Annotated in this window: 18 protein-coding genes; 12 read left to right on the top strand and 6 right to left on the bottom strand. The window is 32.9% G+C overall.

All coding sequences use genetic code 11. The features are described from left to right. Positions 1 to 153 precede the first annotated feature (153 nt). Positions 154 to 669, bottom strand: coding sequence for a gamma carbonic anhydrase family protein (locus OEV82_RS13005; protein ID WP_263062132.1), 516 nt, complete (start codon positions 667 to 669; stop codon positions 154 to 156). 363 nt (positions 670 to 1,032) lie between these two features. On the opposite strand from OEV82_RS13005, the gene OEV82_RS13000 reads away from it, so the two are divergent. The 4 genes from OEV82_RS13000 (at position 1,033) to ptsP (ending at position 8,151) form a co-directional block, all read left to right on the top strand. Then, on the top strand, positions 1,033 to 2,955 hold the full coding sequence (locus tag OEV82_RS13000; protein WP_173658956.1) for a PTS mannitol transporter subunit IICBA: 1,923 nt from the start codon (positions 1,033 to 1,035) through the stop codon (positions 2,953 to 2,955). Positions 2,956 to 3,054: 99 nt separating this feature from the next. Then, the gene (locus tag OEV82_RS12995) at positions 3,055 to 5,148 is read left to right on the top strand and encodes a BglG family transcription antiterminator (protein ID WP_263062131.1); all 2,094 of its coding nucleotides are present in this window, start codon (positions 3,055 to 3,057) and stop codon (positions 5,146 to 5,148) included. 6 nt (positions 5,149 to 5,154) lie between these two features. After that, positions 5,155 to 6,315 (top strand): mannitol-1-phosphate 5-dehydrogenase, encoded by a 1,161-nt coding sequence (locus tag OEV82_RS12990; protein ID WP_173658960.1) that lies wholly within the window; start codon positions 5,155 to 5,157, stop codon positions 6,313 to 6,315. A gap of 96 nt (positions 6,316 to 6,411) precedes the next feature. After that, positions 6,412 to 8,151, top strand: a complete 1,740-nt coding sequence (gene ptsP / locus OEV82_RS12985; protein WP_173658962.1) for a phosphoenolpyruvate--protein phosphotransferase — start codon at positions 6,412 to 6,414, stop codon at positions 8,149 to 8,151. 305 nt (positions 8,152 to 8,456) lie between these two features. On the opposite strand, the gene OEV82_RS12980 is transcribed toward ptsP, so the two are convergent. Beyond that, on the bottom strand, positions 8,457 to 8,735 hold the full coding sequence (locus tag OEV82_RS12980; RefSeq protein WP_263062135.1) for a GNAT family N-acetyltransferase: 279 nt from the start codon (positions 8,733 to 8,735) through the stop codon (positions 8,457 to 8,459). Between the two features lie 491 nt (positions 8,736 to 9,226). Here OEV82_RS12980 and OEV82_RS12975 point away from each other — a divergent pair, with 491 nt between their 5' ends. Next, positions 9,227 to 9,826 carry a short chain dehydrogenase gene (locus OEV82_RS12975; protein WP_263062130.1) on the top strand — a complete coding sequence of 200 codons (600 nt, stop codon included), beginning with the start codon at positions 9,227 to 9,229 and terminating at the stop codon, positions 9,824 to 9,826. Positions 9,827 to 10,058: 232 nt separating this feature from the next. Continuing rightward, positions 10,059 to 10,562 (top strand): DinB family protein, encoded by a 504-nt coding sequence (locus OEV82_RS12970; RefSeq protein WP_263062129.1) that lies wholly within the window; start codon positions 10,059 to 10,061, stop codon positions 10,560 to 10,562. A gap of 491 nt (positions 10,563 to 11,053) precedes the next feature. Here the strand turns inward: OEV82_RS12970 and OEV82_RS12965 are convergent, their stop codons facing one another. From OEV82_RS12965 to cspD, 3 genes are all read right to left on the bottom strand, one after another. Next, positions 11,054 to 11,656 (bottom strand): cupin domain-containing protein, encoded by a 603-nt coding sequence (locus OEV82_RS12965; protein WP_173658507.1) that lies wholly within the window; start codon positions 11,654 to 11,656, stop codon positions 11,054 to 11,056. A gap of 358 nt (positions 11,657 to 12,014) precedes the next feature. After that, a complete protein-coding gene (locus tag OEV82_RS12960; protein WP_173658502.1) occupies positions 12,015 to 12,863 on the bottom strand; it encodes a YitT family protein in 849 nt (282 codons plus the stop codon). 290 nt (positions 12,864 to 13,153) lie between these two features. Beyond that, entirely contained in the window at positions 13,154 to 13,354 is a 201-nt protein-coding gene (gene cspD, locus OEV82_RS12955) for a cold-shock protein CspD (RefSeq protein WP_173658503.1), read from the bottom strand. 479 nt (positions 13,355 to 13,833) lie between these two features. On the opposite strand from cspD, the gene galE reads away from it, so the two are divergent. The 3 genes from galE (at position 13,834) to OEV82_RS12940 (ending at position 16,758) form a co-directional block, all read left to right on the top strand. Then, positions 13,834 to 14,844 (top strand): UDP-glucose 4-epimerase GalE, encoded by a 1,011-nt coding sequence (galE, locus tag OEV82_RS12950; protein ID WP_173658504.1) that lies wholly within the window; start codon positions 13,834 to 13,836, stop codon positions 14,842 to 14,844. A 133-nt stretch (positions 14,845 to 14,977) separates the two neighbouring features. Next, on the top strand, positions 14,978 to 15,601 hold the full coding sequence (locus OEV82_RS12945; protein WP_263062128.1) for a class I SAM-dependent methyltransferase: 624 nt from the start codon (positions 14,978 to 14,980) through the stop codon (positions 15,599 to 15,601). A 218-nt stretch (positions 15,602 to 15,819) separates the two neighbouring features. Further along, positions 15,820 to 16,758: a DNA/RNA non-specific endonuclease gene (locus OEV82_RS12940; protein WP_263062127.1), complete on the top strand. Its 939-nt coding sequence runs from the start codon at positions 15,820 to 15,822 to the stop codon at positions 16,756 to 16,758. Positions 16,759 to 17,186: 428 nt separating this feature from the next. Here OEV82_RS12940 and OEV82_RS12935 read toward each other — a convergent pair whose 3' ends face one another. Then, positions 17,187 to 17,801, bottom strand: coding sequence for an RraA family protein (locus tag OEV82_RS12935; protein WP_263062134.1), 615 nt, complete (start codon positions 17,799 to 17,801; stop codon positions 17,187 to 17,189). A gap of 260 nt (positions 17,802 to 18,061) precedes the next feature. Between OEV82_RS12935 and OEV82_RS12930 the strand changes: the two genes are divergently transcribed. From OEV82_RS12930 to OEV82_RS12920, 3 genes are all read left to right on the top strand, one after another. After that, positions 18,062 to 18,589 carry a DUF2179 domain-containing protein gene (locus tag OEV82_RS12930; RefSeq protein WP_263062133.1) on the top strand — a complete coding sequence of 176 codons (528 nt, stop codon included), beginning with the start codon at positions 18,062 to 18,064 and terminating at the stop codon, positions 18,587 to 18,589. 355 nt (positions 18,590 to 18,944) lie between these two features. Then, on the top strand, positions 18,945 to 21,527 hold the full coding sequence (locus tag OEV82_RS12925; RefSeq protein WP_263062126.1) for an AAA domain-containing protein: 2,583 nt from the start codon (positions 18,945 to 18,947) through the stop codon (positions 21,525 to 21,527). 485 nt (positions 21,528 to 22,012) lie between these two features. Beyond that, positions 22,013 to 22,327, top strand: coding sequence for a YobA family protein (locus OEV82_RS12920; RefSeq protein ID WP_263062125.1), 315 nt, complete (start codon positions 22,013 to 22,015; stop codon positions 22,325 to 22,327). Positions 22,328 to 22,746 lie beyond the last annotated feature (419 nt).

The raw sequence follows: 22,746 nt of genomic DNA, 5'->3' as shown, positions 1-22,746 counted from the left end.
ATTATTGTCTGTACGCTTCGATAACATCCTAAATTTCCCCCGTTAACCAAGAATTCTATCCCTATTATACAAAAAAAGCCTGTAGATTTGGCCACTAGTTTAGGGACTTTGTCTACAAGCTGAAAGAACTGCTTGTAGGCAGTTCTTTTTCCTTTATTTATTAAGTATGTTTTTATAATCTTTACCCTTTTGAACGTATACTTCGTACGATGCTTTAATTAATTCAAAATCTTTTTCATTCAATTTTCTTACAACCTTTCCTGGGGAACCAACCACTAATGAATGTGGTGGTATCTTCTTTCCGGATGTGATTAACGTATTAGCACCGATAATACATCCCTCACCAATTTCGGCATCATCCAGAATTGTTGACCCCATACCGATAATACAATGATCATGAATGGTACATCCATGTAAAATTGCATTATGTCCGACCGTCACACCATTTCCAATTTTGACTGGATGACCTTCATATAAATGGATCGTTACATTATCTTGAATACTACACTTTTCACCTATTGTAATTGGTCCTTCATCTCCACGTACAACAGCACCAAACCAAATTGAACTCTCTTTTCCAACAGTAACATCACCAATTAAATAAGAACCGGGTGCAACAAATACAGTCTTATCAATTAAAGGATTTTTATCTCCATATGGAATTAACAAGTATATCACCTCAATATCTTTTTATATTTCTATCATAATTATTGTTAGAATTTTCAGCAAGAAATAAGGTTTGTCTTTTAATGGCGTGACTAATAAATACACACAAAATAATATTCACAGAAATTAAATGGAATGAACAATAGGTGAAGAAATTATAAAGAGTTTAAGAACAAAATTTCACTCCTTTTTGTATGAACGCAAATAAAATAATCTACATTGTGAACATTATAAATGTAGTTAAAATGATGGTTCTTTACGAAAAAAAGTTTTGACGCAGACAGGGGTGACAAAATTAGTTCTAGTAATCATTGAGTGAAAGCGCTTAATATTTTATGATTGTTTTACAGAAAGGAGAGCTCATTTATGTCTAATCAAGAAAGCCAGATGAAAGTAAAGATTCAAAAATTCGGAAACTTTTTGAGTTCTATGGTAATGCCTAATATTGGTGCATTTATTGCATGGGGATTAATTACTGCCCTATTCATTGAGTCAGGGTGGAAACCGAATGAAGAATTGGCTACTTTAGTAGATCCAATGGTTAAATATCTATTACCACTTTTAATTGGTTATACTGGTGGTAAATTAGTTTATGATATGCGAGGAGGAGTCGTTGGTGCGATCGCGACAATGGGGGTTATTGTCGGTGCAGATATTCCGATGTTCCTAGGTGCCATGATTATGGGACCGCTAGGAGGATGGGTTATTAAAAAGTTTGACCAGTTAATTGAAGGAAAAGTTAGAACTGGTTTTGAAATGTTAGTTAACAACTTCTCTTCCGGAATTTTAGGTGGTATCTTAGCGATATTTTCGTTCTTGTTAATTGGACCAGGAGTAACCCAGATTACTGGTATATTAGTAACTGGTGTAGAATGGATGTTAGATGTCGGTATTCTTCCATTAACTAGTATTTTAATAGAACCAGCGAAAATTCTATTTTTAAATAACGCTATTAACCACGGTGTGTTATCACCACTCGGTATTGAGCAAGTAAAACAGACTGGAGAATCTATTCTGTTCTTACTTGAAGCAAATCCAGGTCCTGGGATTGGTGTTCTATTAGCTTATTGTTTCTTTGGTAGAGGTGCAGCAAAACGTACAGCTCCAGGAGCAGCAATTATACAATTCTTTGGTGGTATACATGAAATATATTTCCCTTATGTATTAATGAAACCAATGTTATTCATTGCGGTTATACTTGGAGGAATAAGTGGTGTATTTACTTTATCACTTCTAGGTGGTGGATTAATCGCTCCAGCTTCACCAGGTAGCATCCTTGCTATGCTTGCTGTAACTCCTGCTGGTAATTTCATTGCTAATATTGCAGGTGTCCTTGTCGCTGCTTCAGTATCGTTCATTGTCTCTTTCTTCGTCTTAAAAATGGATAAATCTGAAGAGGGCAGCTTGGAAGAAGCATCCCAAAAAATGCAAGCAATGAAAGGGAAAAAAAGCAGTGTAGTGAGTGATTTAGCTAACAACGAAATAACAACAGAAACCTCCATTGCATCCGTTAACTTTAATAATGTTAATCACATTATATTTGCATGTGATGCTGGAATGGGTTCAAGTGCAATGGGTGCATCATTACTTAGAAAGAAAGTAAAAGAAGCTGGATTGAACATTAAAGTAACAAACATGGCCATAAGCAATTTACCAAGTGATGCACAGTTGGTTATTACACAAGAAGAATTAACACCACGTGCAAAACAAAAAGTACCGAATGCTACTCATGTTTCAGTCGAAAACTTTTTATCAAGTCCAAAATATGATGAGATTATTGATCGTTTAGTTAATAATAATACTACAAATAATACAGAACTATCAGATCATGATGAGAGTGCTTCAACCGCTAACCAAGAAGTTTTAAGAAAAGAAAACATCTTTTTGAACAAAAAATTTTCCTCAAAGGAAGAAGCAATTCGATTTGCAGGGAAAGTTTTAGTTGACGGTGGTTATGTCAAAGAATCCTATATTGAGGCCATGCTTGACAGAGAAAAGATCACCAGTACGTATATGGGAAATGACGTAGCAATTCCTCACGGAACGGATGAAGCTAAACAAGAAGTCATAAAATCAGGTGTAACCATTATTCAAGTCCCTGATGGTGTCGATTTTGAAGGTGGCAAAGTTCGTTTAATTTTTGGACTAGCAGGTAAAGATAACGGCCATTTAGAAATACTTTCTGCCATTGCTCAAACATGTTCTGATATGAACAATGTTGAAAAAATGGCAAATGCAAAAACTACAGATGAAATTTTAGAAATCATTGGCTCTTCATTTAATAAATAAATAGAAGAAAAATGCTTTATGCATTTTTCTTCTATTTTCCAACAATCTGGTCTTCTGTTATCATTAAGCTATTGAATACAGTTGAAAGTGTGGGTACCCATGATCATTACAGCCAGAGAAAAATCAATTATCGAATTAATATTAAAGAAGAGTGGTTTTCATTCCGTTTCATCTATTGCGGACTATTTACAAGTCAGTAAAAGAACGATCCAGAGAGATTTGAGAAATATAGAAAAATTATTGAAGCAATTTGACTTATCCATAGAAAATGAAAGTGGACTATCGATAAATGGAACATACCAAAATATTTATCGACTGATTCAAACTATAACCACCATAAAGCCATTTGACTATTCTTTAGAAGAAAGAAGACTATTAGAATTAATCAAATTATTTGATGCGAATGAGCCGATAAAGTTGGCACCTTTTTCTAAAGACCTTGGTGTTTCAATAACAACATTAAACACGGATTTAGATGAATTATCGAAATGGTTATTAAATTATGAAGTTGGGATTGAAAAGAAAAAAGGAGTCGGTGTAGAACTTACTGGACTCGAAGAATCTAAAAGAAAAGCATTAGTCAGTTATATCATGATTAATTTTAAAGATGAATTATTTGATCATCTATTTTGGCTAACTATAAACAAACTTCAAGTAGAAAAGATTATGTATTATTTTAAAACAGATTATTTAAATGCGATCGACAAAATTGTATATTCATCTATGAATAACAGTAAATTAAAACTCGCGGACGATGATTATATCGTCTTCATTATTCATTTATGTCTTTCGTTACAAAGAATACAAAAAGGATTTACCATATCAAAACAGATGCAATTAACAGATCCATTAGAAATGTCTGATGAACACTTTCTTGTTAACGAAATTTGTAAAAAATTATATGATTTATATTCAATAAAGATTCCTAGTGAAGAAATCATGTATCTTACAACGATACTTCGAGGTTCTAAACTAGTAACACCAGATGAAATGTATTTTGAAAAAGTTCAATTCAGTCGATCAATCAAAGAATTAATACAACAGGTTTCCCAACAATTAAATGTCGACTTAATAAATGATTTTACCTTATTTCAAGGTCTTTTAAACCACTTGGAGACAACAATTTATCGTAAGCAAAAAGGGTTTCCAACATTTAATCCTTTAACCGAAGAAATCAAACAGAACTATCCAATTTTATTTTTGGCTGTTCGATCAAGTCTTTTTCATTTATTTCCAAATATTGCGTTTAGCGAAGATGAAATTGCTAGTACTGTACTACATTTTGGCTCTACATTAGAGTTAAAGAAAGAAAAAATTCAAATCCGTGCGTTAATCATATGTCCAACAGGAATTGGGACTTCTAAAATGCTTTCTAGTCGTTTAAAAAATGAATTTCCTGAGATTTCTACAACGGATGTTGTTTCGTTAAAGGAATTACCTAATATTGAAAGGAACCGCTATCAGATCATTCTTTCAACTGTATTATTGCCGATCCAAGAAAAATTTGATTACGTTTATGTAAATCCACTTTTACATGAAAAGGATATAGAGGCTGTACGTGACTACTTAGGAACTCATATACAAGAAATAACGAAGCGGAAAAGTTATTATGAAGAGACTACATTGCAAGATGAAACGTCTTCAAACAATCAAAATATATCCCTGTATACATTTATGAATGAAATTGATACCTGTATCCATTTTATTCGAACACTTTTCCGCAATTTTTCAGTAGTACGTATGGAAAATGAACCCACTTATGACGATGTCATAAAAAAAATGTTAATTCCAGAAGCTGAAAAGGGAACGATTACATCAGTTGAGGATGTATTCAGACAAGTAAAGTTGCGTGAAGCCAAGGGTGGATTAGGAATACCTGAAACGAATTTGGCCCTTTTTCATTGTCGAAATCCACATATTAAGGAAGTCATTTTTAAGATTGTACATGTAGATGTTCCTTATAAATTAAAAGGGATGGATATGGCAGAAATGGAGGCTAATAATATTCTCTTATTATTAGCACCTGAAAAAATGAATAGTATTCAACAAGAATTTATTAGCATGGTAAGTACGACTATTATAGAAAATAATGAATCAATCATGATTTTTTCGTCTGGAAACGAAAAATTAATAAGAGAAAAATTAGAATATGCATGCTTACATTTTTTACAAAGCAAATTTATGAAGGAGTGACAGACTATGAAACAAGTAGTACACTTTGGGGCTGGAAATATTGGAAGAGGTTTTATTGGAGCTTTATTTTCACAATCGGGCTATCATGTAACTTTTGTTGACATTGCAGATACGATTATCGATCAACTAAATAAAGACCGCTCCTATAATGTTATTACTGCGGAAGATGAACCTACAGTAATGGAAATTGTTAATGTTTCAGGCATTAATAATATGAAGGATGAAGAAGCTGTAATTAAGGCGATTGAGGAAGCAACATATATCACAACGGCAATAGGACCTAATGTGTTGCCTCATATTGCGCCACTAATTGCAAAGGGATTAAAATCAAGAGTAAAAGTAACAGATGAAAAAGTATACGTCATTGCTTGTGAAAATCAAATCTCAGCTACTGATCTTCTTAAGTCCTATATTGAAAAAGAATTAAAAGAAGAAGATATCGAACTAATGAAAAATAAAGTGTACTATTTCAATTCTGCTGTTGATCGAATTGTACCTATCCAAAATAATAAAAATCCACTTGACGTATTAGTCGAACCTTATTATGAGTGGATTGTTGAGACAACAGAAGATATTCCGTATGTAGAAGGTATGTTAAAAGTTGATAATATTGCTCCTTATATCGAACGTAAGTTATTTACAGTTAATACTGGACATGCCGTTACAGCCTATTTTGGTTTTTTAGATGACAAAGAGACAATTGATCAAACACTTCATGATGAGCAAATGTATATGAAAGTAAAATCTACACTTGAAGAAACTGGTAACTATTTAGTAGAACGTTATCAACTTGATAAAAAGGAACATCAAAAATATATTGAGAAAATATTAACTCGTTTTAGAAATAAACACTTACATGATAATGTTAAACGGGTTGGACGTTCACCTATTCGAAAACTTGGGCCAAATGATCGTTTAGTTAAACCGATGGTAGAGGCATCTAAATTTGGATTGTCTTATGTAAATTTAGCTACAGCTGTAGCGGCATGTCTATTATTTGATGTAAAAGATGATCCTGAATCAGTTGAATTACAAAAAATGATTAAAGATCACGGTGTAGTACATGTATTAAAAGAAATTTGCAACTTGGATCCTAACAGTGAGATTGCTGAACTTATTATTGTTAAATATAACGAATTAAAAAAACGATATTCAAAAACGGTGTAGATGAAACAAAATAACTTTAAATGCGAGTTTCAAATTTTTTATTCAATAGTAGCACTAATGCATGAAACGAATTAAAATTAAGGAAGGGTTAGCTTAATGGTTTTCACAACACTAAAAGGAATTGCAGCATCTAATGGAATTGCGATAGCAAAAGCTTATCACTTAGTCGAACCAGATTTGTCATTTCAGAAAAAGAAGATTGACAATCCAAAACTAGAAGCGGACAGATTTCGCAAATGTGTAAAACAAGCAAACGATCAACTTGAAATAGTACGTAACCATGCATTAAAAAAATTAGGTGAGGATAAGGCGGCCATTTTTGATGCACACTTATTAATTTTAAATGATCCAGAAGTAATAAAACCAATTGAAGAAAAAATTTTAAGTGAAAAAGTAAACGCAGAAGCTGCATTGGTCGAAACAACTGATAACTTTATCACGATCTTTGAATCGATGGATAACGAGTATATGAGAGAACGTGCAGCAGATATACGTGACGTAAGGAAACGTGTTCTTGCGGAATTGTTAAATGTAGCGATTCCCAATCCTAGTTTAATCAATGAAGAAGTGATAATTGTAGCGGAGGACTTAACTCCTTCCGATACAGCACAATTAAACCGTCAATATGTTAAAGGATTCACAACAGATATCGGTGGTCGTACATCCCACTCTGCTATCATGGCTCGTTCATTAGAAATTCCGGCTGTTGTAGGAGCAAAAACCGTTACAAAAGATATTAAACATGGCGACTTACTTATATTGGATGGTTTAACGGGTGAAGTACACGTAAATCCACCAGAAGAAGTGATAGATCATTATAAGAAAAAACAATTGCAATACAAAAAACAGTTGGAAGAGTGGGCAAAACTTGTCGATAAACCATCTATATCTAAAGATGGTGTTCGAGTAGAATTAGTTGCGAATATTGGAACGCCAAATGATGTTTCAAGTGCCTTAGAGCATGGTGCTGAAGGTGTAGGTTTATTTCGTACGGAATTCCTTTATATGGGGCGTGATGAATTACCTACAGAAGAGGAGCAATTTGAAGCATATAGAACTGTATTAGAAGAAATGAAAAATCGTCCTGTTGTTGTTCGAACTTTAGATATTGGTGGAGATAAAAAACTACCATATTTGCCATTACCTGAAGAAATGAATCCATTTTTGGGTTTTCGTGCAATTCGACTTTGCTTAGATCGTACGGACATTTTTCGGACACAATTACGTGCCTTACTACGTGCCAGTGTATATGGAAATTTAAAGATTATGTTCCCGATGATCGCAACACTTGATGAATTTAGAAATGCCAAAAAGATATTTTTAGAGGAAAAAGAAAAGCTAGTGAAAGAAGGAATAAAAGTCTCTAGGACGATTGAACTCGGTATAATGGTTGAAATCCCTTCAACAGCTGTTCTTGCCGATCAATTTGCAAAAGAAGTGGATTTCTTTAGTATCGGAACAAATGACTTAATTCAGTATACCATGGCTGCCGACCGTATGAATGAAAGAGTTTCATATTTATATCAACCATACAATCCATCTATCTTACGTTTGATTAAAATGGTAATTGACGCTTCTCATAAACAAGGTAAATGGACTGGCATGTGCGGCGAAATGGCTGGGGATGAGAATGCTATTCCACTATTATTAGGACTAGGGCTAGATGAATTCTCCATGAGTGCTACTTCAATTTTAAAAGCGCGTTCTTTCATTAAAGAATTGTCAAAGGCAGACATGGAAAAACTTGCAGCCGAAGCGTTACAGAAAAGTACTATTGAGGAAGTTATGGAGCTTGTCCAAGAAATCGTGAAGACTAATCAATTTTCGATTAATTAGGAAGTCGATAATGGAGAGATAACCACTCGTTTTTGGGGTGGTTATCTTTTCTTTCAATTAATATCATTGAAAATAATTATTAATTGTAAAATTAGTAGGTCACTAAAGGAACCAAAACTTAAACAAATTATCGTATACTTACTTTGGTAAATTTTATTATTAAGGTGATATTCCGTTTTAAAAGGTAAAAAACAATAACTATTACTTACACAATACGAATATTGCAATTCATCCTTTTTGATTACTGCCCGTTACTTTATGAAATTATTGGAAATAAACGTTATAATTATTGCTAAATATTCTCTTCATTTCGACTTAAACAGATCTTTTTTTCGTAACTCCCAATTTAAAAAATTATTATCTATGCCTATTTGCTTCATCCCTAACTTTTCTAACACTCGTATTGAAGGAATATTATAAACGTGACATTTTGCTATAATTTTATCTACATTTTTAAACTGAAATACCCATTGTATTATTAGGGCTACTGCTTCTGTTGCATAACCTTTTCTTTGTTCGGAAGTTGTAATTCCATACCCGATTTCAACGGTGTTTACATCATTTGGTTTACCTTTAAAGCCAATGTCGCCAATAATTATGTTTTTCTTTTTATCAATGACAAACCATACACCCCAACCGAAAAGAGAGGGATCTTTTTTTTTAATCCTTTAAATATTTGTCAATATGTGGACCGAGTGTATAATCCTTTGACATCGTGAAATTTGAACAAGTTTCTTCTGTACAAGGAATGGTTTTTAAATGTTTAGTCACCAACTCCATAGTTTTCCTCCATTAACTATAATCTTTTATTTACTAATCTACAAATATGAAACGACTTTCTACAAAATTCAAGAAGGAGATTATCTTTTTTTAAAGAAAATAAAAAGTATGTAGAGATTATTTAAGAAGTCAAGTCAAACATGATGTTGAATTGCAATGGGTTGTTCATTAGTCTATAAGTTTCCGAAGACACGGTATTCATAAAAATATTAGTTATCAACTTTTTATATTTCAAGAAATTACTTCTGTAGCATATATTATTAACAATGGTGTATATGAAAGGATGATAAGGAATATGAGGATTATAGTTGTTGGGGCAAGTGGAACGATCGGTAGAGCAGTTGTACAAGAACTTGGCAATAAACATGAGATTATTCGTGCATGTCGGAATGGTTTAGATGTAAAAGTGGATATGACTTCGGTTGAAAGCATAAAAAATATGTACGAGCAAGTAGGAAAAGTGGATGCGGTGATAAGTACAGCTGGTAGTGCCCATTATGCCCCGCTTACAGAATTAACACCAGAGTTAAATGAAATTGGTATTAATTATAAACTTAAAGGACAAATGAACCTTGTATTATTAGGAATGGACTATGTGAATGATTACGGTAGTTTCACATTAACGACAGGGATATTGATGGATGATCCGATCCCACAAGGTGCATCCGCTGCCATGGTGAATGGTGGAGTAAAAGCGTTTGTTAAGGCGGCGGCAATAGAAATGCCACGCGGAATTCGGATTAATAGTGTAAGTCCAAATTTGGTTCAAGAATCGTTAGAAAAATTTGGGAATATGTTTCCAGGATTTGAAGCGGTACCGGCAAGTCGGGTAGCCCTCGCTTACAGAAAGAGTGTAGAAGGTGCCCAAACGGGACAAAATTATGAAGTTTATTAGGATACGCGAATTACATACATAAAAAGAGTCAGAAGGGCAAGAAATATATTAAACAATAAATCAAAATAAACAAAAGCCTTTAGAATTCGATTCTATAGGCTTTATTCATTTTTAAAGCTCTAACTTCTTATTTTAGTGAATAAGAGAATAACATTTGATCGATGCGAACAAATGTTTTATAATATGTTTACTTTAGGTAAAAATACTTTAATTGAATTCCGAGGTATTGTTGATGTATGTTACTATTGCCGATTTTGTTCGAGAATGGAATTGGGAGTCGTCACTTACACTAAAAGTATTAGAAGGTTTAACAGACGAATCATTAAATCAAAAAGTTTATCCAGAAGGTCGTACATTAGGAAGAATAGTTTGGCATTTTACAACAAATATACCAGAGTATTTAGCTCATTTTGGGCTGATCATAGATGAAGTTGAAGATGAAAAACATGTTCCTACTTCAGCTAAAGAAATAACGAATACATTTAAACGAATAAGTTCATCTGCAATTAGAGCTATTGAGGAACAATGGACTGACGAAACTTTAAAAGAAGTACAGATTGCATTTGGAAGAGAGGAAACAAATGCTCAGATCTTAATGGGATTAATCAAGCACATTATACACCACCGTGGACAAGCTACTATTCTCATGCGTCAAGCTGGAATAAAACCTTTTGGAGTTTATGGACCAGCAAAAGAAGATTGGTTTCATTTAGGTGTAGAAAATCCGCCGCTTTAAACTTTTAAACAGATTATGAACTCTAAGTCACCTTTAGTTTGTATATAGCATCATTCAGATGTCTCAAAACGAAGAATAAAGAAAAAATCTAGATAGTCGTAAATGGATAAATGAAAGTTTATGGAAGCATAATTCAATATCCTATTCTCAAACGATAAGGAAATATATTCCCTTATCGTTTGAGATGAAAATATTGATAAATAGGTAAGATCTATTATTTTGGATAATTTAAATATTGCTTCTAGTTTTAACCGTATTATCATAATATTTGAACAGCACTCTTCTCTCTCTGTCTCTGAACTGTTACTGTTTCACCAGCAATTTCCCAATTATCAGAGTTAACTTTATCAATTACAACTGATTTTAATATTTACATATGTCTAGATAACATTACTCCTTTCATTTTGATAGTTTTGTCGTTGTTTTATTCACATTAAAATTTCTTTCAATTTTATATCGCTGAAAAGGATAGGAAAACAACTGATAAACCATCATCTCCAATACGATGGGGAAAGGTAACTTGGCGTGTATGAATAATTATTCCAGAATGACCTGATTTGTTGTTGACAGCTAGAAGGGGGGCCAATAAAGGTCGTCGGTTTAACCGGTGCAGTTGCTTGCTTCCATAAATTTTCATCAACACAATATGTTTGAGCAATTACATGAGCTGGAGTAAATTTTAATATATCTGAACCTAAAATAACTTCTGGGGTAGGAGCGTCAAAAATAGCTAAAATGTGCGTGTTATCTACTAGGGTGACAATATAATGCCACCAACCTTTGGGGACATTTGCCACTTTTCCTGGCGTAAGAGTGTAACTTTGAATTTGTTTCGTAAATGGGTTGAAAATTGAAACACTTACTGAACCAGTTATACAATAAATAAGTTCTGCAGCATTTTGATGATAATGAGGCTCAATAATATTATTTTTATTTGTAAAGATATCAAGTAAAGAGACATTCTTTAGAGTATTTAATTGGTTAACACTTAGTATATTAATGTAGTTTTGGCTATCTTTCACAAATAATGGACTTTGATTTACGTCAAAGCTGAATTGAGTAGAAGGGGATGTGTAATCAATATTTGAAACCAACATTTTTCACCTCGATTCATTGCGTCAATACATAGGCATTTTATTCGAAGGATTCGAATACGTGAAACAAATTGGGCCATTTAAAAAGTGAACTGCACCCTAACTGTAAAGTAAAGACACAATACAGTTAGGGTGCAGTTTTGTATGAGTAAACATTCAATTGAACGTTCATGTGTTCAGAAGCGTTATAGAATATTTTCTATATATTGATGATATATTACAAATTAAGTTGCATTCTTTAATATTTTATGGGATGTCACTATCCCCACTTAAAATACAATTTATCCAACTACCATCGTTGTTTCTAATATTTTATATAGATAAATTACCACATCTCTTGTTAACATTTTTATTCTCATTACCAAATTTGATGGAAGCGTCCAATAACATTTTCTGTAGAAATTACATTTACAAACGAGCTTGGATCAATTGCTTTCACAATTTTCTTTAATTCGTTCATTTCACCTTTCATAATAACACAAAAAAGAACCGTTTTTTCTTTATGTGAATAACCACCATTGGCGTTCCATAATGTAGTACCGCGGTGGATATCTCGATTAATCGCGTCACTAATTTCCTGGCCTTTATCGGTAACAATAATCAAAGACATACGATCAACATGATTTAAGACGACTTCGTATGTTTTCATGGAACAAAAGATTGAAATAATCGTATATAACGCAATCTCTGCCCCATAGATCATTCCCGATGTGGCCACAATACAACCATTGAAGATCAGGTTCCCTTTACCAACGGAAATATTTTTATGTTTTGCAAGCACCCTGGAAATAACATCCATTCCACCTTGGGAACCACCTCTGCGAAGGACTAGGCAACAGCCAATGGCGTTAAATACCCCCCCGAAAATGGCATTTAATAAAATATTATCGGTCCAAATTGTTCCAACAGGAATCATATAAAGAAATATTCCTAGAAGAATAGAAGAAATGATCGTATATATACTAAATTTTCTTCCTAAAAATTTATAGCCAATTATAAGTATTGGAATATTTAATAGCAATACAATAATACCAACTTTGATTGGAATAAAATAATGGATAATTTGTGCCGTCCCGGGAACCCCACCTGCTAAAAGTCCTGTTGGTATAGTAAATTTATTCAATGCGAACGCTGTTAACAAAGTTCCTAAAATAATGATGACCAAATCTACTATGACAGTAACAATTCTAGCTGCTTTCGCGCTCATGATTTAAAATACCCTCATTTTCTTTTGATTATTTCAAAACATCTAATATAATAGCATCTTTATATGAAGATTGTAAGAGGTATTTTAAATAAATTTTTGTTAAACATTTGTAACGGGAGAAATTACAGGAAAGATAAAAAGCTGGATTAAGTCAATCGATGTTTATTCAATATGTTTTATAAAATTATTTTTAACCACAAATGTTTAATTAACTAAATGCGTTTAATAGTTGAAAAAAATAAAGGACTCTCATAAAATGAGAGTCCGTTTTTACAGTTAGTATGAACTGATTAAAGTTTAACAACGTTAGCTGCTTGAGGTCCACGGTTACCTTCAACGATATCGAAAGAAACAGCTTGACCTTCTTCTAATGTTTTAAAACCTTCGCCTTGGATAGCTGTGTAGTGAACGAATACATCGTTTCCACCTTCAACTTCAATGAATCCGAAGCCTTTTTCTGCGTTAAACCATTTTACTTTACCTTGTTCCATGTAACAATTCCTCCTGTGCGGGTATTACCCACGTTTTATTACTATTTTGTTGCTCAGTTATCGAAGGCGAAAATTTTAAATCTTTTCTTCCTTGATAAAATCGAACAAAAAATAATTCTTTTTAATCATAACACATTTACAAATAAAAGCAAGGGAATTTTAAAAATATTTTTTAAGTCTGTTTCTATATTTGAAAAGGGATATTAGAAATTTATGATAATAACCAGTAAAAGTCACCATTTATAAATAATAAATCGGTGTAAAGCAACACCGATGTTTTTGTCAAAAAGAGTCGATTCAGTAATCTTTATATAGAAAATTTTTTTATATCATTTTTATTTTGTACGATAAAACATATTTAAATCATGTCGTGACTGAATCCCGCATACAATTGTTTTGTAAACGTGCAAAGTTCCATTTTTAAATTGTGGTTTTATCCACATTTAGTCATAAAAAAATGAAAATAATGAGGGATTCGAATGACAGTTCTGGTTACTGGTGGTGCCGGATATATTGGGAGTCACGCTGCAATTGAACTATTAAATTGTGGTTATGACATTGTGATGTTAGATAACTTTTCAAATAGTAAAAAGGAAGTGATTAACCGAATTAAAGAAATTTCGGGAAAAGACTTCACATTTTACGAGGTAGATTTACTAGATTATGACAGAATCAATGAAATTTTTAAGCAACACCCAATTGAGTCTGTAATGCATTTCGCAGGATTAAAAGCGGTTGGTGAATCAGTAAATATCCCTTTAACTTATTATCACAATAACATTACTGGAACTTTGATTTTACTTCGAGTGATGAAAAAACATAATGTAAAAAAATTAGTTTTTAGTTCATCGGCTACCGTTTATGGAAATCCAAAACAAGTTCCAATTAGTGAAACCGCTCCTTTATCAGCAACTAATCCGTATGGTCGAACAAAGTTAATGATTGAAGAAATATTAAGGGATTTATATATTTCAGACAACACGTGGAGAATTGCAATTTTACGTTATTTCAATCCAATTGGTGCACATAAGAGCGGGAGAATTGGTGAAAATCCAAACGGTGTTCCAAATAATATCATGCCATTTATTTCTCAAGTTGCTGTTGGAAAACGGGAGAAATTATATGTATTTGGAAACGATTATGACACTCATGATGGAACAGGTATACGGGATTACATTCATGTCGTTGACTTAGTTAAAGGTCATATTAAAGCACTAGAATATATTAAACATCATACTGGTGTTGAAGCATTTAATCTTGGGACTGGTAAAGGCTATAGCGTTTTAGATCTAGTTAAAAAATTTAGTGAGGTCAGCAAAGTCAGGATTCCATATGAATTTACAAGTCGCAGACCGGGTGATGTCGCGATATGTTATGCAAATCCTGAGAAAGCTGAAAAAATCTTAAATTGGAAAGCACAATATAATTTACACGAAATGTGCGAAGATACTTGGAGATGGCAATCACAAAACCCAAATGGGTTTGATTAAAAACTTTCTGTGACCGATAAAATTTACAAATGATAAAATAAGACCTAAGGATGTTGTCATTCATTCTTAGGTCTTATATTTTAAAGTTTTTGCAAAAATTAAATTTAACGAAATATGAAGGAGCTCAAGTAAGATGGGGTTGATAAAGAATTTAAGAAGCCAATTTAAGAAACCGGAAGGATTATTAGGGAGTATTGCTGGAATGTTAATGACAATTTTTGGAAAAGAAAAAAATAAATGGACACTGTCCTTATTAAATCTTAAACAGAATGACCATGTATTAGAAATTGGTTTTGGGCCTGGGATTGGAATTGAGATAGCGTCAAAAATAATTCAAAATGGAAAAATTATCGGAATTGACTTCTCTGAAAAAATGTTGAAAAAAGCTTATCAAAGGAATAAAAAAGCAATTCAAAAAGGGAAAGTGGAACTAATTCATGCTGATGTTGAAAATCTACCTTCCTTTCAACTACACTTTGACAAAGTTTATTCGATTAACTCGATTATTTTCTGGAATAATCCTGTACAAACGTTAATGAACATCCGTAAACTTATGAAAGATAATGGCGTTATCGCAATAACAGTTCAACCGTTTACAAAAGATGCAACGGTTGATACGGCAAAACAATTCGGGATCGAGATTGTTAAACAACTGGTAGAAGCAGGTTTTATCCATGTAAAAACGGAACTTAAACAAATGAAGCCAGTACCAATTGTTTGCGTACTTGGTGTAAATAAAGAATTTCAATCGGCATAATTGTATAGATAATTTTTTTGAAAATGAATGATTATGTTTCTATTTATTAAGAGGTAATGTGATTGAGGTTATAAATATTAAAAGGTGTTTGTAGGAGTATAACGTTATATTTTTTTGCTGAAAGTTTATTATGTTATTCTTTTGTTTTTGTAATATAATAAATTTGTTTGTGATCATTTAATAAATATACAGTTGGAAAGAGTAGAGGAGATTACGAAATGAAAAAGATACTAAACTATTTAATTTTACTTTTAACCATCATGTTTGTGGTTGGTTGTACGAGTATAGAAGATGTCTCTAATAATAATGATGTAGAAATAAGCCAACAAGAATTAACGACTGAACAAACAAATCAGAGTAATGAAAATGAAACAACAACAACCGAGCTTGAAGAACCTGAAGCAGAAGTATTAGAAACCACGTCGAATAATGAACAGTTTCCAGGATACAAACTGATTGAAGTCGATGGTGGTGATTTATCTGGTCATCGTGAAGCAAATGTCGTAGTGAACATTGGATTTGGTGACCGTGAGTATTGGGCATTTACGAATGAATATGGGCAACTCGTACGCGTCGTTGCTGACGAGATTATTCTACAGGATGATAAGAACGAACCTGTATTATCAAATGGAAGGTATTATTCAGATGAGGCAAAAGTTCCTGGGGTTGAAAGACCAGATTTAGATGAAGGGCATATTATTGCTGACTCTTTAGGCGGAGTGTCGAATGCATATAATATTACACCACAAAATCGTACGCTGAACCGCCATGGTGACCAGGCATATATGGAAGACGTGATTCGTAAGGCTGGCGGAGCAACGAATTTTGAAGCAATTATTACTTATCCTAATTCAGAGACACAAATTCCTTCTCATTATAAATACAGTTATACGGTAAACGGTCAAAAGGTTGTAGATGAATTTGATAATGTAGATCCTGATAAAGTAAATGAATCGCTAGGATTAACTGATCGTAAGACTGCTAATTCAACAAGTACGATTAAAAAAGGTGATATATCGTCTATTGATACAAACGGTGATGGACAAATAACTATAAAAGAAGCAAAAGCAGCGGGTTTTAAAATGCCAATAACCCGTGATCATTGGTTATATCCATATATGGATGACCGTGACAATGATGGGATGGTTGGTGAGTAAAAACCATAAGCTAAGGAGACAGAGGTTAAATATTATAAAAATTAGGAAATAATCAATGTACAATTAGTGGATATATAATTGATTTCTTATAACGTCTGGCTGTTTTTGACATTATAGTATAACATTTGAGATGAAAAGAAGAATAGTCGGTTAATCATACGTTTAGTATTTTAATAGCTTTGAAAAAGGAATTAGATTTGGAATGGTTGTTATCAAACGAAATCATTCATAACGGCTTTAGTCCTGTATTTAACAGGATTAAGGCCGTTTAAATTTAAAAAAACAACACCATGGCAAACATTAACTAGCTGTATGAGATAAAGGTCGAGATTAGAAAAAGTATAAAGATAAAAAAGTGAATCTATAAAAATAGAGAAACGTTTATCAAGTTCTTTTTAAATTATGGAAGATATATACCAATCCGGCATTTATTTCAATTTTGCAATCATGTCCTTTAAGTACTTCCGAATTGCTTCAGGGTTTCCAGCCACTTGTTGTTCTCTTTTCACATCTTTTTCCATCTTTTCCTTCGCTTTTTCAAAAATTTCTTCTTCTTTATCACGAGGAATTACGACAACTCCATCAGCATCACCTACTATCAAATCACCTGGGTGAACGGTTACGCCACCACAAGAAATTGGGACTTGTACTTTTCCACTCCCATTTTTCGCACTAGCCGCAACAGCAGTTCCTTTACTAAACACCGGGAAATTTAATTGCTTAATACCAACAATGTCACGAATAACACCGTCAACAACAATTCCTTGAATACCAAGTGTTTGCGCAATACTTACCATAAAGTCTCCGGCAATTGCTCGATATGTATCACCTTTCGCATCAACAACTATCACATCCCCCGGTTTAGCCTCATTAAACGCATGAAGTATCATTGAGTTGTCACCAACTGGCATTTGTACCGTGAAAGCACGGCCGCTAATTTTATATTCTTCTTTTAAAGGCTTGATTGCGTTGTCCAAATTGTTTAATCCGTTCATTGAATCTGATATAGCGGTTGTGGGTATTTTTGAAAAATGTTCAGTCATATTAACCAAAATGATCCCCTCCAAATAACAGAATATTTTGATTAAACTATACCATTAAATAGGTTAAGATGATAGAATTTTTTACTTATTTATAAAATATTGTGTCTAGTAAACTTAATTTTTGTGTAAATTATGTTATTACAGATGTATTAAGTTCATTTGCATTATTTTTCCTTTTGTTTATTAGAAAAAAGTATGTTCTCACAAAAAATGATGTTACTATTAAAATATTGTTATTGAAAAAGAAGGTGATGTGAATGATAAAAGATATTTTGCTTGTTTTACTAATCCAACTATTGTATGTTCCAACATTTACACTTCGAACGATTTTTTTAGTAAAAGGATGGAAAATAAAAGCCGCAATTTTTGGTTTTCTAGAAACGATTGTTTATGTATTTGGTTTGTCTATCGTTCTTACCGGAGACAAGGAATCGATTGTAATGATTGTATATGCTTTAGGATTTGCCATTGGTATTATTGTTGGCTCTTTGATTGAAGAAAAGTTGGCAATTGGCTATACCACTTTTCAAGTCATTATACCCACTAAAAACGTAACTCTTATACAAGCACTACGAGAACAAGGTTATGGTGTTACTGTGTATGAAGGAGAAGGGATTGATAGCAAACGTTACCAATTATCGGTTTTAACGACAAGAAAAAAAGAAGAAGACTTATACCATTTTATTCAAGAACTAGAACCTCGTGCATTTATTGTGGCCTATGAACCGAAAGCATTTCGAGGAGGATTTATCTTGAAAAGTATGAAAAAACGTAAACAAAAGAACTAATAAATTTGATTTTAACAGTGTTTTTTACAAAAATAGATCAAAATTTTTGTCAGTAGACCTATTTGAAACATGATATAATCAAAAAGTTACTAAAATTTATCTGGTTTACTTCCAAATATTATTTTTTAACTCGTTTATAAACATTTTCCGATGGAAAAGACATGAAGTTTGTGCGAAATATTAAAATTTGTGTGCGATTTTCCCAAAAAATGTGCGAAAAACAAAAATTATTGTGCGATATGCTGAAAAGTCGTGCGAATCGTCAGGAAAAACGTGCGAAAAACTAAATTTGTGTGCGAATTCCTATAAATACTAAATGAAAATAAAAAGATTGATAGCATAAGGAGTATTTATCATGGCTAGCATCAAAGATTTAATCAAACAATGGCAACAAGCCTTAAAATTAGAAGCCCAATATTTACAATCCCAAGGTGGAACAAAGGTCATGATTACAGAAGGAAAATATTTGACCCATGATGATAAAGGGACGACCTATTGGTTTAAGCTTTCTACCGATCTTCTTTTACCAGACAGTACACCTATTCGTCTTGAATATAAAGACGAAATATATAATGGACGTGTTGTATCTGTTGATGGTTATGATCTTGTCATTAAAATTAATGATTTTCTTGGTGCAAAAGTGCCGAAAGCTAATCTTTATAGTGCTCCTTGGGAATTATTAGTTACTTTATCAAAACGGTTGGATTCAATTCAATCTAGTTTGAAAAAACAAAAACGTATACACCGACTTTTAGTTCCAAATATCTCTCCGAAACATCGAAAAGACAAAATCTACAATGATCTTTCGGAACTTATTCTTCGCGCTCAATCCAATCCAACAACTTATGTTTGGGGCCCACCTGGCACGGGAAAAACTTATACGTTAGCAAGAACAGCAGCTTATTTTTATCGTAAAGGATTAAAAGTTCTAATATTAGCCCATAGTAATACGGCAGTTGATGTTCTTATGTTGGAGTTGGCGCAAATATTAAAAGAAAAAGGGCTATGGAAAACAGGAAAAGTACTTCGTTATGGATTTAGTCATCATCCAAACATAGAAGGAGAAAATGACCTAGTATCAGAAAAACTTGTTGAAAAATCTTTTCCTAATTTAAGAGAACAATTAAATGAACTTGAGAAGAAAAGATTTTTGACGAAAAGAAATTTTTCATATCGTGCAGGAAAAAATCTTGCAAGAATTGAACAACAACTAAAAAAAATTCGTTCAACGATTAAAAAAGAAGAAGAACGATTTGTTACTGATGCAAGTGTACTAGGTGTAACTTTATCAAAAGCAACGATTGATCCGTTAATTTATGAACAAACATATGACCTTGTCATAGTCGATGAAGCAAGTATGGCCTACCTACCACAAATTGCCTTTGCTGCAAGCCTTGGAAAACATGTCATAATATGTGGCGATTTCAAACAGTTACCGCCAATTGCCATGTCAAATCATCGTTTAGTAGAAAAATGGTTAAAACGAGATATATTCGAAGTGGTAAAAATAGTCCAAGTCGTATCAGAAGGAAAGAAACATCCAAACTTATTCATGTTAAGAACACAAAGAAGGATGCATCCTGATATTTCAAGTTTTACAAATCAATTTATTTATCAAAATCAGGTTCAGGATCATTCAAGTGTTCAAAAGAAACTGGAGAGCATTGTTGCAAGGTTACCGTTTCCTACAGAAGCTGCTGTGCAAATTGACTTGTCAAAAATGGGAGCTTTCTCCTTAAAGGAATCAGGAACAGATTCGAGATTTAATTTATTTTCAGCTTGTGTTGCCATGCAGATAATACTTACAGCTAAAGAAGATGGAATAAATTCCATAGGATATATAACGCCCTATAATGCACAGACTCGTCTCGTAAATGCGATGATAGAAGAATTTATCCCAAACAATGAAAGAACCGATGCAGAAAACAAAATCGTTGCCGCAACTGTTCATAAATTTCAAGGTTCAGAGCGGGATATGATTATATTTGATACAGTTGATAGTTACCCTCAATCTCGAGCTGGTATGCTTTTAACCGATAAAAATAGTGAAAAACTTATCAATGTTGCTGTTACACGGGCACGGGGTAAGTTCATTTATATTGTCGACAAAAAATATATGACATCGAGGACGTCAAAAAATAAAACAGTTCAACAATTAATATATCATATGGAAAAGTCTGGGCATTCCTATACGCGTCATCACTTTCACAAACTGACTTCTTGTAAAACACATCCAAATTTACAATGGTTTGATGAAAAGAATTTAGGACAAGTATTACAGGATATGGAGCAAGCGAGAAAAATAAAGGTATCCGTTTCATATCCAGCGAAGCTCGATCCAAGGCTTTGGCAAGTATTAAAAAGGATAGAAAAAAATACAGACATCCAGATCATTACACTACATAAGAATGAAATTCAGTTACAGAATTATGGTCTTATACAAAAAGATGCAGTCATGCCTTTTATCCAAATAGATGACGATATTTTATGGATTGGTACACCACAGATAGATTCCAATTTTGAATCATCGCCCAAACCTCCCTTCTTTAAATGTCGACTCATTTCTAAGCAAGCGGTAGCTATTCTCTCAAGTTATTTGAATCTTAAGCAACCGACAAAGATTGATAAACAAAGGCAGCTTATTCACTTTCGATCATCCTATACATTCACACAATATGTTTTATCATGGGATCAATGTCCTTCATGTGGAAGTGTTCGTAAAGTCGGTACAAATTCGGTTGGAACTGTCACGCTAAATTGCGATCATTGCGGAATGAAAGCTGGATTACAGGACTGGTATGTACAAAAATATTTTAATTATGCAGATGTAAAATGTTATACATGTAAAAGCATCCTTGAGGCGAAGGGGAAAGGAAAAGATATTCAAATATTATGTCCACATTGTGAAACAGAAATTAAGGTAGAAACATTTTTATAGAAATACTATTAAACGACAGATATCTCCACCTGCCGTTTTTAGTTATTTTTCAAAAAATATGGAACTTTTCCGGTTTAATAAACGTATATTTACTAACTAATAAAAACAAAAATTGCATTTACATAATAATGATATGAGGGAAGGTCTTATATGTTACTATTAAATGTCTTTGTGGCGCTTATTATCTTTATGACAGGATTTGCATTAATTAAGGTTTATCATATCGCATATAAAAGAGAAGAAATTAGCAAAGGCAAATTCCAGCTCTATACTGTAATAACTATTGTTATCGGTATTGGTATAACAACGTTCTTTATTACATTGTTTAATCAAATTTTTAACTTATTAATCTAGTAGTGATTTAAAAGATGTCACAGAATCCGAATAGAATGAAGGTAATGGCAGAGCTTGGGCTAGCAGACGGTGATTTGAAATAGGGAGTCGAATGTTCAGATCCAGGCAGGTGAATGGAGGATCCGAATTAAATGAAAAGGATATTTAAAGTTTTGATTATCATGCTTATTTTGTTGATTATTGGATGTTCCCATTCAGTTTCTCCAAGTGAAAATAAAGAAAGGTCGAGTTTTACAGGTACAATTAAGGAGATTGATGGAAATCGAGCGGTTGTATCTGCGGTTTTAGTAGAAGGAAATCCTGAAGGTGATGTAATTGTTGATCTATCGTTGAACAAAAATGATACATTCCAAGTTGGCGACAAAATAAAAGTTGAATTTGATGGCGTTATACGAGAATCAAATCCAGCACAAATTAATACTTTATCAGTTGAATTAGTTGATTAAGTTAGTACAGGAAATAGGTTCTGTGATTCTATTTTAATATAGTTTCACGGAACCTGTTTTTTAATCGTGAAAATTTTTAAATAAACATTGTCCTTTTGAACACGCTAGGTTCACGGATTGAATTAATCTCATACATAAGTCTCAATTTAAAGAAGACAATATTGTACTGAAATGGAATGGATCCTAATTTTGTAAATATAAAATGCTTTTTCAATTGGAGTAAGGGTTAGAGTGTGCGTCTGGCAGATTATTAACAAAAAAGTTTTATTGTCTGATGTTAACTTTCTTACAAAGAACTGGATCTACGTCAAGTTTTTGGACACAAAAAGATTAAGTTTTTTTGCACAACAACCATTCATGGATTGTTCCACGTCCCAAGTAGATTGTCAAAGTGAAAAGATCCTTTGACAATCTACTTG

Source organism: Pallidibacillus thermolactis (genome assembly GCF_025660415.1).
GTDB lineage: Bacteria > Bacillota > Bacilli > Bacillales > Caldibacillaceae > Pallidibacillus > Pallidibacillus thermolactis.
Note: the sequence above shows the minus strand (reverse complement) of the source record. Positions and strands in the feature narration are given on the sequence as shown.